Source organism: Methylobacterium sp. M6A4_1b (genome assembly GCF_053345175.1).
Genome location: NZ_JBKEZQ010000009.1, coordinates 143,610 through 156,250, shown reverse-complemented (window position 1 = coordinate 156,250; position 12,641 = coordinate 143,610). Strand labels below are relative to the sequence as shown.

At 71.8% G+C, this 12,641-nt stretch carries 15 protein-coding genes; 8 read left to right on the top strand and 7 right to left on the bottom strand.

All coding sequences use genetic code 11. The annotated features are described in order from the left end of the window. Positions 1–150: 150 nt before the first annotated feature. The 5 genes from ACLBWX_RS11755 to ACLBWX_RS11735 form a co-directional block, all read right to left on the bottom strand. Positions 151–918 (bottom strand): ABC transporter ATP-binding protein, encoded by a 768-nt coding sequence (locus tag ACLBWX_RS11755; protein ID WP_447677236.1) that lies wholly within the window; start codon positions 916–918, stop codon positions 151–153. Beyond that, positions 915–1,256: a hypothetical protein gene (locus tag ACLBWX_RS11750; protein WP_447677235.1), complete on the bottom strand. Its 342-nt coding sequence runs from the start codon at positions 1,254–1,256 to the stop codon at positions 915–917. Before ACLBWX_RS11750 ends, ACLBWX_RS11755 begins: the two co-directional genes overlap by 4 nt. Positions 1,257–1,266: 10 nt before the next feature. After that, complete coding sequence (locus ACLBWX_RS11745; RefSeq protein WP_447677234.1) at positions 1,267–1,731, bottom strand: hypothetical protein; 465 nt, start codon at positions 1,729–1,731, stop codon at positions 1,267–1,269. 117 nt (positions 1,732–1,848) lie between these two features. Then, positions 1,849–2,844, bottom strand: a complete 996-nt coding sequence (locus tag ACLBWX_RS11740; protein WP_447677233.1) for a YVTN family beta-propeller repeat protein — start codon at positions 2,842–2,844, stop codon at positions 1,849–1,851. Positions 2,845–3,021: 177 nt separating this feature from the next. Then, on the bottom strand, positions 3,022–4,239 hold the full coding sequence (locus ACLBWX_RS11735; protein ID WP_447677232.1) for an ABC transporter substrate-binding protein: 1,218 nt from the start codon (positions 4,237–4,239) through the stop codon (positions 3,022–3,024). 232 nt (positions 4,240–4,471) lie between these two features. Between ACLBWX_RS11735 and ACLBWX_RS11730 the strand changes: the two genes are divergently transcribed. The 7 genes from ACLBWX_RS11730 to ACLBWX_RS11700 all read left to right on the top strand — a co-directional run bounded on the left by ACLBWX_RS11730 (position 4,472) and on the right by ACLBWX_RS11700 (position 10,310). After that, a complete protein-coding gene (locus tag ACLBWX_RS11730; protein WP_447677231.1) occupies positions 4,472–5,002 on the top strand; it encodes a DUF3280 domain-containing protein in 531 nt (176 codons plus the stop codon). Between the two features lie 186 nt (positions 5,003–5,188). Continuing rightward, a complete protein-coding gene (locus tag ACLBWX_RS11725) occupies positions 5,189–5,932 on the top strand; it encodes a (5-formylfuran-3-yl)methyl phosphate synthase (RefSeq protein WP_447677230.1) in 744 nt (247 codons plus the stop codon). Continuing rightward, on the top strand, positions 5,932–6,582 hold the full coding sequence (locus tag ACLBWX_RS11720) for an amino acid kinase family protein (RefSeq protein ID WP_447677229.1): 651 nt from the start codon (positions 5,932–5,934) through the stop codon (positions 6,580–6,582). The genes ACLBWX_RS11725 and ACLBWX_RS11720 overlap by 1 nt, the downstream gene beginning before the upstream one ends. Then, a complete protein-coding gene (locus ACLBWX_RS11715; protein WP_447677228.1) occupies positions 6,579–8,186 on the top strand; it encodes a DUF6513 domain-containing protein in 1,608 nt (535 codons plus the stop codon). The genes ACLBWX_RS11720 and ACLBWX_RS11715 overlap by 4 nt, the downstream gene beginning before the upstream one ends. Before the next feature lie 4 nt (positions 8,187–8,190). Continuing rightward, positions 8,191–8,787 carry a DUF447 domain-containing protein gene (locus ACLBWX_RS11710; RefSeq protein WP_447677227.1) on the top strand — a complete coding sequence of 199 codons (597 nt, stop codon included), beginning with the start codon at positions 8,191–8,193 and terminating at the stop codon, positions 8,785–8,787. 30 nt (positions 8,788–8,817) lie between these two features. Beyond that, on the top strand, positions 8,818–9,354 hold the full coding sequence (locus tag ACLBWX_RS11705; RefSeq protein ID WP_056469097.1) for an SRPBCC family protein: 537 nt from the start codon (positions 8,818–8,820) through the stop codon (positions 9,352–9,354). Positions 9,355–9,407: 53 nt separating this feature from the next. After that, positions 9,408–10,310: a beta-propeller fold lactonase family protein gene (locus tag ACLBWX_RS11700; RefSeq protein ID WP_447677265.1), complete on the top strand. Its 903-nt coding sequence runs from the start codon at positions 9,408–9,410 to the stop codon at positions 10,308–10,310. 225 nt (positions 10,311–10,535) lie between these two features. On the opposite strand, the gene ACLBWX_RS11695 is transcribed toward ACLBWX_RS11700, so the two are convergent. Both ACLBWX_RS11695 and ACLBWX_RS11690 read right to left on the bottom strand, forming a co-directional pair. Then, entirely contained in the window at positions 10,536–10,736 is a 201-nt protein-coding gene (locus ACLBWX_RS11695; RefSeq protein WP_447677226.1) for a hypothetical protein, read from the bottom strand. 22 nt (positions 10,737–10,758) lie between these two features. Beyond that, positions 10,759–11,784, bottom strand: a complete 1,026-nt coding sequence (locus ACLBWX_RS11690; protein WP_447677225.1) for a hydantoinase/oxoprolinase family protein — start codon at positions 11,782–11,784, stop codon at positions 10,759–10,761. Between the two features lie 95 nt (positions 11,785–11,879). Between ACLBWX_RS11690 and ACLBWX_RS11685 the strand changes: the two genes are divergently transcribed. Beyond that, on the top strand, positions 11,880–12,578 hold the full coding sequence (locus ACLBWX_RS11685; RefSeq protein WP_447677264.1) for a HisA/HisF-related TIM barrel protein: 699 nt from the start codon (positions 11,880–11,882) through the stop codon (positions 12,576–12,578). Positions 12,579–12,641 lie beyond the last annotated feature (63 nt).

The following is a 12,641-nucleotide window of genomic DNA, read 5'->3' as shown; positions in this document are numbered from 1 at the left end:
GCCCACGCGTGAGCGCGGGTCGGGCCGGGACGAAGTCCCGCATGAGGGGGGCGCCATCTCCGGAGAGGTCGCCCCCTCTTATGGTCGCTCCGCGACCATTCTCTCCCGCGGAGGGGGGAGGGTTGGATGCGGCCGCTTCGACGTCGCTTCTCATGCGGCAGCCCGCGCGGGTTCGGCGACGAGGCGCCGGAAGGCCGCCTCCAGGGTCTCGTCGCCCCGCGCGATGGAGCCGGCGGTGCCGCGGGCGACGACGCGGCCCCGGTGCAGCACCACCGCATCGTCGGACGCGTCGATCTCCTCGAAGATGTGGGTCGCCCAGAGCACCGACAATCCCTCCTCCCGCACCAGGGCGCGGACGATGGCGACGATGTCGGCGCGCGATTCGAGGTCCAGGCCCACGGTCGGCTCGTCGAGGAGGAGCAGCCGGGGCTCGTGCACCAGCGAGCGGGCGATCTCGATGCGCCGGGACTGGCCGCCCGAGAGGGTCCGCACCTTGTCGTCGCGCCGGTCGCTCAAGCCCACGCGATCGAGGAGCGCGGCGATCCGCGCCTTGGCGGCCTTGCGGGCGATGCCGTGCAGGCTGGCATGGTAGAGGAGGTTCTGCGCGACGGTGAGATCGGTGTCGAGGGTGCGGGCCTGGAACACCACGCCGAGGCGGGCGAGCGCCCGGCTCGGCTCCCGGTCGAGGGCATGGCCGAGGATCGAGACCCGGCCATCCTGGTTCGAATACAGGCGGGTGATCACCGAGAACAGCGTCGTCTTGCCGGCCCCGTTCGGCCCGAGCAGGGCGGTGAAGCGCCCGCGCGCGACGCTGAGGGAGACGTCGGACAGGGCCGCCCGCGCGCCGAAGCGGTGGCTGACCTGGGCGACGTCGAGGGCGGGGCTCGCGCGCTCTCCAGAACTCTCTCCAGAACTCATGGCTTCAACGCCCGCCTGGCGTCGCCGACGGCATCGAGGCACTCGTCGAACTCGCCCTCCCCCATCTCGCGCTCGGCGACCCGCAGGGCCTTCTTGAGCTTGGGCTGGATCGCCTCAGGAGCGGGCCTGACGTCCGGGGCGGGCCTGACGTCCGGGGCGGTCTTGGCGTCCGGGGCGGTCTTGGCGTCCGGGGCGGTCTTGGCGTCCGGGGCGGTCTTGGCGAGTTCGGCCCTGATCATCGCGATGCCGTCCATGCAGGCGGCCTTGTCGTCCGCGCGGGCGGCGACGCTCCCGAGGGCGAGGAGGACGGAGAGGGCGAGAAACGGGGGCGCGCGCATCGACGGGGTCCTACTTCACGATGAACTTGCCGGTCATGCCCTTGGCTTCGAGGCCATGGACCGACCAGGGATACTCGCCGGGCCGGATGGCCACGAACTCGATCGCGATCTCGCCCGGATCGTCGAATTCGAAATGGTCCGGCGGGCCGCTGCCGTGGATCTCCAGGTGCTGGATGACGATCTGGTTGAACCAGATGTTGCGGAAGAACTCGGTCGCGTAGAACTTGTACTCCTGCCGGCCCTTGGCGACGATCCGCAGGCGGTAGGCCTTGCCGGATTCGAGCTCGATCTCCTTGTTCTCCACGACGAAGTCGTTGCCCTCCTCGTTGCCGAGGACGAGGTCGGGCAGGTTCTGGCGCTTCTTCGTCAGGTCGAGGGCCTGGGCCGGCGCCATCCAGGCCGCGCCGGTGGCGAGGCACGCCGCCAGGGCAAGGGCGGTCAGGGCAAGGGCGGTGCGCCGCATCGTCCGCTTCATGTGTTGTCCTCCCGTTGGCCGCCCGGAGGCGGTGCTGCCCCAGGACGGTGCCGCCTTGGAGCGGTCGTCGCTGTCGCTCTCGCGGGTCTCCCCTCCCCGTCGGGGAGGCGCGCGTGCCTAGTTCGGCGAGACCGTGACTCCCCAGGGCAGAAGCCCGACGGGGATGCTCTTCACCACCTTCTCGGCCGCCACGTCCACGACCGAGATGTCGTTCGAGGAGCCGTTGGTGGAGAACAGCAGCTTCTGGTCCGGGGTGAAGGCGAGCTGCCAGACGCGCTGGCCCACGGGGAGATACTTCTCCACGGCGTAGGACTTGGCGTCGATCACCGCGATGCGGTTGGCAGGCCCGAGCGCCACAAAGGCCTTGCTGCCGTCCTTGGTGATGCGGATGCCGACGGGCTGGATCGCCTCGTCGTTCACGCCCGGGATCTTGAAGCTGATCTTCTTGATCACCCGGCGCGAGGCGACGTCGATGATGCTGATGGTGCCGCCGACCTCCGCCGAGACCCAGAGGTACTTCCCGTCCGCCGTGAACTCGGCGAAGCGCGGCCGCGCATCGACCAGCACGTTGTCGATCACCGCGAAGGTCGTGGTGTCGATGAAGTGGGCCATGTTGGTGGTCTCGGAGGTGTTCACCAGGATCTTGCCGTCCGGCGACAGGCCCATGCCCTCGGGCTCGACGCCCACCGGCACCTCGGCCATGACCTTGTTCTTCTCGATGTCGATGACGGTGACCTGGCTGTCGTCCTCGTTGGCGACGTAAAGGAGGTTGCCGGTCGGGCCGAGGATGAACTGCTCCGGATCGGGCCCCGAGCGCAGGGAGCGCACGACCTTGCCCGTGCTGGTGTCGAGCACGTCGATGCGGTCGTCGTCGCTGGCGCAGACGAAGAGTTCCTTGCCGTCCTTGCTGGTGGTCACGCCGCGCGGACGCCGGCCGACCTTCCAGGTCCCGGTGACCGCCATCGTCTCGGTGTCGATGACGCTGACCGAGTTGCCCTTCTCGTTGGTGACGTAGACCGTGTAAGCCTGCGCCGGATGGGCCAGTGACGTGCCTGCCAGCAGCGCCAGGCCCAGGATCGATCCGGACGCGTCTGCCCTGAAGCCGCGGCTCATGGGGTTCCTCCTCGGGGCCATCGTTGTTGCGTGGGCGCAGAATCGCTCGCGCACGATTGTTTGGGCGTTACTATAGTGCAGCCCCCTCTCACGGGGAGCTTGGGATCGCAAGCGGACGGGGGACCGCGTTGCCGCAGGGGAGCCGGACGGCCCGGGCCTCGCGCGAACGTGACGGCATCAGTCGGGAAACTTGCAGGTCGTCTCCGGCAGGTCGATGCCGAGGGTGTCGAGCGGCGTGCGCTGGTGCGTGAACCCCTGTTCCGGCGCCACCGAGACCATGGCTCTGGGCTGCACCACGATGATGGGCTGGCGCAGCTGGTGGTCCCAGGGCCGGTAGCTCAGGGAGACGCCCTTGTAGGCCGGCAGGCTGAAGGCCGGGTCGGTGAAATAGGGCGCGAGGATCGCCGGGTCGGCCGTCTTCTTCTGGGTCGCCGCCTCCCCCACCGAGCGCACCGCCGCCCAGGCCTGATAGTCGAGGGGCCGCATCAGCCGCCCCGACTGCCGCCGGAAGCGGTTCTGCGCCTGGGCCGCGCCCCAGGTCTCCAGCATCGGGTGCCAGGTGGTGGCGATCAGCCCCTGCGTACCCGCCACGGGGCGCGGGTCGACGGTGCGGAACGGGACGTAGTCGCCCCAGTCGCCGGCCTCGTCGGCCACCACGGCGATGTCGTAGTCGAGCCCCCGGGTGAAGACCATCGCCTCGGACCGGGTCGGGGTGTCGCCCCGCGCCTTGGCGAGCGGCCCGAAGGTCCAGGGCTTCTCGGCGTTGATCTTCAGGGCGAACTTGCGGGCGGAGTTCTTGAAGGCGTCGGCATAGAGCCGGTCGTTCTCCGCCGGCCCGACGATGAGGAACATCTTGCGCCAGCGCATCAGGGTGAAGAACTGCGCCAGGGCGTCGGTCTGCATCGCCCGGCTCGGCAGGACGTGGAAGACGCTGCGGCGGCAATCGGCCCCGCGCAGGCGGTCGTCGGGGGCGGCGATGTTGAAGATCGTGACGCCCTGGCCCTTCAGCGCGTCCGCGACGGCGAGCAGTTCGGCCGCCGGGAGCGCCACCACGAGGTAGCGGATGCCCCGCCCCGCGAGGTCCCGTGCCGCCGCGACGGCCTCCTTGTCCCCGTCGAGGGCGACTTCGTCGAGCACGTAGGTCTGCTGGGTGAAGCGGCCGGTGTTGTTGTTGTCCTTGACCGCCATCCGGGCGCCGGCGACGCCCTCGTCCTCCGGCACCGCCTCGGCGTCGTAGGAGGAGGGGGCGGGCTCGGGCCGATAGATCAGGCCGATATGCGTCTCGCTCGGGGCGATGGCCGGTGCGGCCGGCTCCTGGGCCGAGGCCGGCGAAAGGCCGCACAGCCCGAGGCTGAGGGCGAGCGGGGCGAGGAGGAAGCGTGCGGGGCTGTGCATGTGGCGCAGAGGCTAACAACATTGCGCCGCCGCGCTCAATCACGGATTGCTAAGCGGTTCCTAAGGGCGTCGCGCGGGAAACCTTGCGCTCAACACGGCGCCGCGGCGCCATTTGCGGGCCGGGCCGTTTCCGGGCAGATCTCGCGGAACGGACGTACCGGTGGGATCGCGCGGGCGTCCGGCGCGTTCCCGTGATCCTTCCTGTCCCCGCCTCCAGCGGAGAGCTTCGCCCATGGCCCCGTCTCCGGTCCGCTCAGCGCTCGGTCTCGCCCTCGCCGCCCTCCTCGCCACCGGTGCTCTCGCGGGACCCGCACGGGCCGCACCGGAGAAGGCCGCGATCTTCGGGGTCGAACTGTTCGACCCCGGCGTGGTCGGCGGCCGCAAGGCCCGGCCGGACGAAGTGCGGCGCCTCGGCCTCGTCACCGACGAGTTGCGCAAGGCGCTGGCCGACAGCGTCGAGCCCGTCGACGTCGCCCCCCAGGCGGCCGAGATCGCCAAGCAGGCGCCCCTCTACAAGTGCGACGGCTGCGCCGCGGCCATCGCCAAGACCCTGGGGGCCGATCTCGCGGTCAGCGGCTATGTCGAGAAGGGCTCCAACCAGATCTTCAACCTCACCGTCACGATCGCGGAGGCCGCCACCGGCAAGGTCATCCGCGGCGGCCGCGTGGTGATCCGGGCCGACACCGACGACACCTGGGCGCATGCCATGCGCTGGGTGGTCAAGAACCGCCTCCTCACCGAGCCCCTGTCGAACCGCTCCTGACCGGGCCGCGTTTCGACGGGCGGGGATTTCCCTTCTTCCCGCCCATGCGCTAGGCCCGCCTCCGGGCCGGAAGCGCCAGCTTGAGGCCGAATTTGCCCCGGCCGCGCCATCACGGGCGCGGCGCTTCCCGACCCGGGCGTCGTCGATGGTCTCCCCGAGGCCCCCGAGCAACCGAAACCCGCGCTGATGTCCGTACCCCGCGTTCCCCGATCCTTCGATCTCCGGTCCTTCGGCGGCGACGCTCCCGCCCCGCGCCTCCTCGTGAGCGTGCGCGACGCGGAGGAGGCGGACCTCGCCGCGCGCGCGGGCGCCGACTTCGTCGACGCCAAGGACCCCGATCGCGGGGCGCTCGGCGCCCTCCCCCCCGCCACGGTCCGCGCCATCGTGGCGCGGGTGGACGGCCGGTCGCTGACGAGCGCCGTGGCCGGCGAGCCGGACCGGGCGGCCCTGGTTCCCGCCATCGCCGCCATGGCGGATACCGGCGTCGAGGTCGTGAAGGTGGCGGTGCGGGGCGACGCCTCGGCCGACGATCTCGCCCGGGCCGCCGCGGCGGCCTCCGGCCGCCTGATCGCCGTGCTCTTCGCGGAGGCCGGCGACGCGACCGGCCTGGTGCCGGCCCTGCGCCGCGCCGGCTTTCTCGGCGCCATGATCGACACCGCCGGCAAGGACGGGCGCCGCCTCACCGACCACCTGCCCCTGCCGGTGCTGGCCGCCTTCACCCGCGCCTGCCGCGGCCATGGCCTGGTCTCGGGCCTCGCCGGCTCCCTGGCGCTGCCCGACATCGCGGTCCTGGCAGCCCTCGGCCCGGATTACCTCGGCTTTCGCGGCGGACTCTGCGCCTCCGGCAATCGACGGCAGGGCCTCGATCCCGTCCGGGTGGCCGAGGCCGTGCGCCTGATCCGGGCCTCGGCCCGGCGGGACGCCGCCTGATGCGGGCGCCGGCCGCCCCGACCGTGGTGAAGCTCGGCGGCAGCCTCGTCGCCGATGCGCCCCGCCTGCGGGCCTGCCTCGCGCGCCTCGCCGCTGGCGTCGCGGACTCTTGCACCGAGGACTCTTGCGTCGAGGGCTCCTGCATCAAGGATCTTTGCGTCGAGGGTCCCTGCGTCATCGTCCCCGGCGGCGGCCCCCTCGCCGAGGGAGTGCGCAGCGCCCAGGCCGCCCTCGGCTTCTCCGACGCCCTCGCTCACCGCCTCGCCCTCGACGCCATGGGCCGCATGGCCGAAATCCTCTCGGCGTTGGAGCCTCGCCTCGTCCCGGTCCGCGACCTGGGGGCCTTCGCCGGCATCCTGGCCGCCGGGCGGGTCCCGGTCTGGGATCCGGTCGCCCTGCAGGCGGGCCACCCGGACATTCCCGAGACCTGGGCCGTCACCTCCGACAGCCTCGCCCTCTGGCTCGCCGCCGAGATCGGCGCGCCGCGCTGCCGCCTGGTGAAGTCCGTCGACCGTCCGGCGGGCGCGGACTGGGCCGCTCTCGCCCGGACCGGCCTCGTCGACGCGGCCTTCCCGGCCTTCGCTGCGCGCTATGCCGGCCGCATCGAGATCCTCGGTCCCGGCCTCGATTCGACGAGGGCCGCCGCATGAGCGCGCCCGAGCATCTGGTCTTCATCACCGGCCGCATGGCCAAGGCGCGCCTGGAGAAGGTCGCCGCCACCCTGCCGCCGGAACGCTTCGCCTGGAGCATCGCCGATGCCGGCGTGAAGGTCGCCGCCCTGATGACGGAGGAGATCATCCGGCGTCGGGTGACGATCCCGGACGGCGCCACCCGCATCGTCCTGCCCGGGCGCTGCCGGGCCAATCCGGAGGCGCTGGCCGCGCATTTCGGCCTGCCGGTGGAACGCGGGCCCGACGAGATCGTCGATCTGCCGGCCTATCTCGGGCTCGCTGGGCGCAAGGTCGATCTCTCGGGCCACGACCTGCGCATCTTCTCCGAGATCGTCGACGCCTCGAAGATGACCCCCGAGCAGATCCTGGCCAAGGGCCTCGATCTGGCTCGGCGCGGCGCGGACGTGATCGACCTCGGCGGCCTGCCGGACACCGATTTCCCGCATCTCGAGGCGTGCGTGCGCCTCCTGAAGGGGGCCGGGCTCAAGGTCAGCGTCGATTCGTTCTCCCTCGACGAACTGGCCCGCGGAGCCCGGGCGGGGGCCGACTACCTCCTCAGCCTGAACGAGCAGACCCTGGATCTGGTCTTCGAGACCGACGCCGTGCCGGTGCTGGTGCCGGTGCGTCCCGACGACCTGCCCTCCCTCGACCGCGCCATCGAGCGCATGGAGCGGGCGGGACGGCCCTACATGGCCGACCCGATCCTGGAGCCGATCCACTTCGGCTTCGTGGAATCGATCACCCGCTACCACGAGACCCGGCGGCGCTGGCCCGGCATCGAGATGATGATGGGGACCGGCAACCTCACCGAACTCACCGAGGCCGACAGCCTCGGGGTCACCGCCCTGCTGGTCGGGATGTGCTCGGAGCTCGCCATCCGCAACGTGCTCATCGTCCAGGTCTCCAACCACACCCGCCGGACCGTTGAGGAGCACGACGCCGCCCGCCGGGTGATGTTCGCGGCGCGCGCCGATTCGGCCCTGCCCAAGGGCTACGGCCGCGCCCTGCTGGCGCTCCACGACAAGCGGCCCTATGTGCAGACCCCGGACGAGATCGCGGCCCAGGCGGCCGAGGTGAAGGACCCGAATTACCGCATCGCCGTGGCCGAGGACGGCATCCATCTCTTCAACCGCGACCTCCACGCGATCGGCACCGACGCGATGGCCTTCTTTTCCGATCTCCAGAGGACCGGCGACGTGGCGAGCGACGGCGCCCACGCCTTCTATCTCGGTGGCGAACTGACCAAGGCCGAGACCGCCTGGCGCCTCGGCAAGCGCTACGTGCAGGACGAGGCCCTGGCCTGGGGGGCGGCGGCCGATGCCGAGGTGGAGGACGCCACCGCCTTCAAGAAGGCCGGCCACACGAAGCATTCCGGCCCCGCCGCCGCCGAGATCGCGGCCCGTGACGCGACGCCGCCGGAGGCGGGGGCGGCAGCGCCCGCGACGACCGGGCCGGGCGAGACCCGGGCCGCCGACGCGCTCTCGGAGGTTCCCGCGGAGACGAGCGGTCGCATCGTCTGCGGCAGGTTCGTTCCCGACGAGCCCGCTCCGGCAGACCCGTCCGCACCCGCAGGGAAGGCCTGACCCCGTGCCGCTGATCCTCGAGACCGTCGTCACCACCACCGCCCGCGACGGGTCGCTGCACCTCGTGCCGTTCGGGCTGATCCAGGACGGTGCGGACTGGATCCTGGCGCCGTTCCGGCCCTCGCCCACCATCCTCAACCTCGCGGAAAACCCGGTCTTCGCCGCCTCCAGCCCCAGCGACGTGCGGGTGATCGCCGGCGCCGTCACCGGGCGGCGGGACTGGCCGACCCTGCCCTGCGAGCGCATCGCCGGCCGGCGCCTCGCCGAGAGCTTCGGCCATGCCGAGTTCGAGGTCGCCGCCGTGGAGGAGGACGCGGTGCGGCCCCGCTATCGGGGCCGGATGGTGCACGCGGCGGCGCACGTCCCCTTCATCGGCTACAACCGGGCGCAAGGTGCGGTGCTGGAGGCGGCGATCCTCTCCACCCGCCTGCACATGCTGGAGCCCGACAAGATCCTGACCGAGATGCGCTACCACGCCATCGCGGTCGCCAAGACCGCCGGGCCCGCCGAGCGCGAGGCCTGGGACTGGATCGAGGACAAGGTCGCCGCGGCCCTCGGCCGCGACGATCGCATCCTCGAGCGTTCCCCCCCAGCACCGTAGAATGTGCTTTCCCGAGGAGACGAAGACCCGATGAAGTTTCTCACTCTGACGACCGTGGCGGCCTTCGCCCTGGTGTCGTTCGGCGCCCAGGCGCACGGCCCGACCCGCAAGAAGGTCGAGGAGACCGTCGAGATCAATGCTGCGCCCGACAAGGTCTGGGCCGTGATCGGCAATTTCCAGGACATGAGCTGGCTGCCGCCGGTGGAGAAGACCGAGGGCAAGGGCGGCAACGAGGTCAAGGCCACCCGCACGCTGACGCTCAAGGGCGGCGCCACGGTGGACGAGGAGCTGTACAAGTACTCCGCCGAGAAGATGAGCTACTCGTACCGGATCACCAAGGTCGACGTGAAGACCCTGCCGGTGAACGACTACTCCTCCACCCTCAAGGTCGAGGATGCCGGCGGCGGCAAGTCCAAGGTCGCCTGGGACGGCGCCTTCTATCGCGGCTACATGAACAACGATCCGCCGCCCGAGCTGAACGACGAGGCCTCGCAGAAGGCCGTGCGCGGCCTCTATCGCACCGGCCTCGACGCCCTGAAGGCCAAGATCGAGAAGAGCGGTTCTTGATCGCATCGCGCAAGGGGACGGGCCGGCGCCTCGCCGGCCCTCTCCTCGGTCTCCTGCTGCTCGGCGCGCCCGCCCGGGCCGACGAGGCCCTCGTCACCGCCCAGGGCGCCAACACCCTGGCGATCGTCGACCTCGAGGCCGGCACCGTGGCCGCGCAGGTGCCGATCGACGGCGCGCCCGCCGGCATCGCCCTGTCCCCCGACCGCCGGACCGCCTTCGTCACCCGACCCGAGGGACCGGGCCTCGCCGTGGTCGATCTCGCCACCCGCACGGTGACGGGCACCCTCGCGCTGCCCGGCGGCCCCCTCGGCATCGCGGTCAATCCGAAATCCGGCGCGGTCTACGTCGCCGACTGGTACGGCAGCCGGATCTTCGTGGTCTCACCCGACGGTGCGCAGCTCGACACCGAGATCCAGGTCGGCGCCTCGCCCTCCGGCATCGCCGTGACGCCCGACGGCGCCACCCTCCTGGTGGCCAACCGCGAGGGCGATTCGGTTTCGGTGGTCGACGTCGCCACGGCCCGGGAAGTCCAGAAGATCCCCGTCGGCCAGCACCCGTTCGGCATCACCCTCGATGCCGAGGGCGCCCGCGCCTACACCGCCAACGTCACCTCGAACGACGTCTCGGTGATCGACGTGCCCGGCCGGCACGAGATCGGCCGGGTGACCACGGGCGAGCGCCCCTACGTGGTGGCTCTGGCCGGTCCGCGCGGCTTCGTCACCGACCAGTATTCGGGCACGGTCACGGTGTTCAACCTGAAGACCCTCACCAACGTCGCGGCGATCGAGGTCGGCGATCACCCGGAGGGCATCGCCGCCTCCCGCGACGGCCAGACGCTCACCGTGGCGAACTGGGGCTCGAACACCCTGAGCGTGATCGACTCGACCACGCTCAAGGTGACGGGCGAGATCAAGGTGCCGGACGGACCCCGGTCCTTCGGGGATTTCCTGCGGTGAGTGTTGGAGGCTGGGTACGCCGCGCGTGATGTGCCGGATCGGTTAGAGAGCGGATCCTGGCCTTTCGCCCCGAAGCGGACGTTCCGCTCCTCACTTCACCCAGACGTAGCGCATCCTTTTTCAAGCTCCCGCGTAGCGGACCTTCCGAAGGGTTCTGAAAGGGGCGCAAGCGGACGGGGCCGAGCTGTCAAGCTCTCACCACGAGAGCCCGCGGCCCCCTGCACCTCACGCCGCCGCCGGCGGCTCCGGAGACTCGGGCTCCTCGGGCGAGTTCAGGATGTCCTCCAGCTCGTCCACCAGCATGTCGATCTGGTCCTGCGTCGCCAGCACCCGAAGGGTCTGGCCGGATTCGGTGGCGATGGCCAGCTCGATGCCGCCGCTGGAGCGGCTCGCGAGAATGCGGGCGAGTTTCTGGGGCGTGCTCATGCGGGGATCTCTCTCCGGGAAATCAGGATGGGTCGGCGGCCAGCAGCGCCACGGCGACGGCGGGGCCGCAGGTGGAGGCCCAGTCGGTCGCGGCCTCGGCGCGGGGGCCGGCGACGAGGCCGGTGAAGGCGAGGGCCGGCCGGCCGAGGCGGGCGGCCAGGCGCTCGGCCAGGAACCGGCCGGCGCCGCAGACCACCACGGGCGCCGCGTCGGGCAGGGGCCGGCGCGAGAGCACCAGGGCGGCCGCATCGTGCAGACGTCGGAGTTGCTGTTCTGCGAAATGGGCTGCCAGGGCGCGCCACTCGGCGGCGCTGCCCTCGTCGCGGTCGCGGCCGATGATGCGGGCGAGCCGGGTCTCGCTCTCGGGGATCGACTTGCCCTTGAGGTCGACGCTGTGCTGCTGGTCGGCGCCCTCCGGCAGGTCGCCGAGGATGCGGTGGATGTCGGCGGCCGTGGCGAAGGTCTCGGCCATCAGCCCGGTGCGCCGGCCCCGGAACGGGGCGTGGTCGGCCAGCGCGACGAGATGCGAGCGCACCACGCCGGTATAGACGAGTTCCCCCGTCTCCAGGCGCTCGGCGTCGCTGTAGCCGGCCGCCACGGGCGCCCCGGCCGCGATCGGAATGAGGTCGGCCGTGGTGGAGCCGATATCGACGAGGAGCCCGTCGGCGACGTGGCGGCCGATCAGGGCCGCGGTGGCGTGCCAGTTCGCCGAGGCGATGTCGGCCGCGTGCGCCGCGGCCGCGGCCGGTGCGAGGAGGCCGGAGCGTCCGCCGTAGATCCGGACGCGCCCCGGGAGGCGCGTCTCGGCCCAGGCGGAGATCTGCCGCACGCCATCGGCTCGGCCGGCGAAGCAATCGGTGAGTTCCCCCGTCATGGTGACGACGTGGTCGGCCGCTCCGCGTGCCCAGTCGGGCAACTGCGCCAGGGTTTCGTCGAGGGCGGGCAGGCCGCGCCAGAGGCGGCACGGCGCCTGGACCACGTCGATGACGCGGGAGTCGCGGACCAGGGCCGCCTTGACATGGACCCCGCCGAGATCCCAGCCGATCACGGGCGCATCGGCGGGCGCTCCAGATGCAGGAAATCCAGATGCAGGAGATCCAGACGGTGGTGTCACGGGCGGGCCTGAACGCGGGAGGAAGCCGGATGGCGGACGAATTCGAGATCATTCCGGTGATCGACCTGCGCCACGGAGTCGTGGTGCGGGCGCGGGCCGGGGACCGCGCCTCCTATGCCCCGATCGTCACGCCCTTGGCAAAGGGGTCGGCGCCGGCGGACGTGGCCCGCGGGCTCCTGGGGGCCGTGCCGGCCCGGATCCTCTACGTGGCCGACCTCGATGCGATCGTCGACGGGGCCGCGCCCGACCACGCGAGCCTGTCCGCCATCGCGACCGCCTGCCCCGGCACCATCCTCTGGGTCGATGCGGGATTCGCCGAGGCGGCCGGGGTCGAGGCCTTCCTCAACGCCGGGCTCGGCCGGCCGGTGATCGGGAGCGAGAGCCAGACGGATGCCGGGCTCGTGCGCGCCCTGGGCGACCGGTCGGTGTTCTCCCTCGACACGCGGGACGGCGAAGCCCTCGGGCCGGCCGCCCTGCACGAGACGCCGGCGCACTGGCCGCGCGACGTCATCGTGATGACGCTGGGGCGGATCGGCGTCGGAGCCGGGCCGGACCTCGACCGTCTGGCGGCGGTGGCGGCCGCGAGCCCGGGGACCCGCCTTTACGCGGCCGGTGGCGTGCGGGGGCCGGCGGACATCGCGGCCCTGCGGGACCGGGGCGTGGCCGGCGCCCTCGTGGCCTCCGCCATCCATGACGGGGCCTTGCAGAATGGGGGCCTGCGCGTCTGACGCCGCGCAAAAGAGAGGGGCGGCCCGAAGGCCGCCCCGCCATGTGTTCATCGTCCGAGGAAG

Excerpts from the sequence above, each read along its gene's own strand:
- ACLBWX_RS11730 (WP_447677231.1), top strand. The coding sequence starts at position 4,472 with ATGGCCCCGTCTCCGGTCCGCTCAGCGCTCGGTCTCGCCCTCGCCGCC.
- ACLBWX_RS11720 (WP_447677229.1), top strand. The coding sequence starts at position 5,932 with ATGCGGGCGCCGGCCGCCCCGACCGTGGTGAAGCTCGGCGGCAGCCTC.
- ACLBWX_RS11725 (WP_447677230.1), top strand. The coding sequence starts at position 5,189 with ATGTCCGTACCCCGCGTTCCCCGATCCTTCGATCTCCGGTCCTTCGGC.
- ACLBWX_RS11685 (WP_447677264.1), top strand. The coding sequence starts at position 11,880 with ATGGCGGACGAATTCGAGATCATTCCGGTGATCGACCTGCGCCACGGA.
- ACLBWX_RS11695 (WP_447677226.1), bottom strand. The coding sequence starts at position 10,736 with ATGAGCACGCCCCAGAAACTCGCCCGCATTCTCGCGAGCCGCTCCAGC.
- ACLBWX_RS11740 (WP_447677233.1), bottom strand. The coding sequence starts at position 2,844 with ATGAGCCGCGGCTTCAGGGCAGACGCGTCCGGATCGATCCTGGGCCTG.
- ACLBWX_RS11750 (WP_447677235.1), bottom strand. The coding sequence starts at position 1,256 with ATGCGCGCGCCCCCGTTTCTCGCCCTCTCCGTCCTCCTCGCCCTCGGG.
- ACLBWX_RS11735 (WP_447677232.1), bottom strand. The coding sequence starts at position 4,239 with ATGCACAGCCCCGCACGCTTCCTCCTCGCCCCGCTCGCCCTCAGCCTC.
- ACLBWX_RS11755 (WP_447677236.1), bottom strand. The coding sequence starts at position 918 with ATGAGTTCTGGAGAGAGTTCTGGAGAGCGCGCGAGCCCCGCCCTCGAC.
- ACLBWX_RS11715 (WP_447677228.1), top strand. The coding sequence starts at position 6,579 with ATGAGCGCGCCCGAGCATCTGGTCTTCATCACCGGCCGCATGGCCAAG.
- ACLBWX_RS11745 (WP_447677234.1), bottom strand. The coding sequence starts at position 1,731 with ATGAAGCGGACGATGCGGCGCACCGCCCTTGCCCTGACCGCCCTTGCC.
- ACLBWX_RS11705 (WP_056469097.1), top strand. The coding sequence starts at position 8,818 with ATGAAGTTTCTCACTCTGACGACCGTGGCGGCCTTCGCCCTGGTGTCG.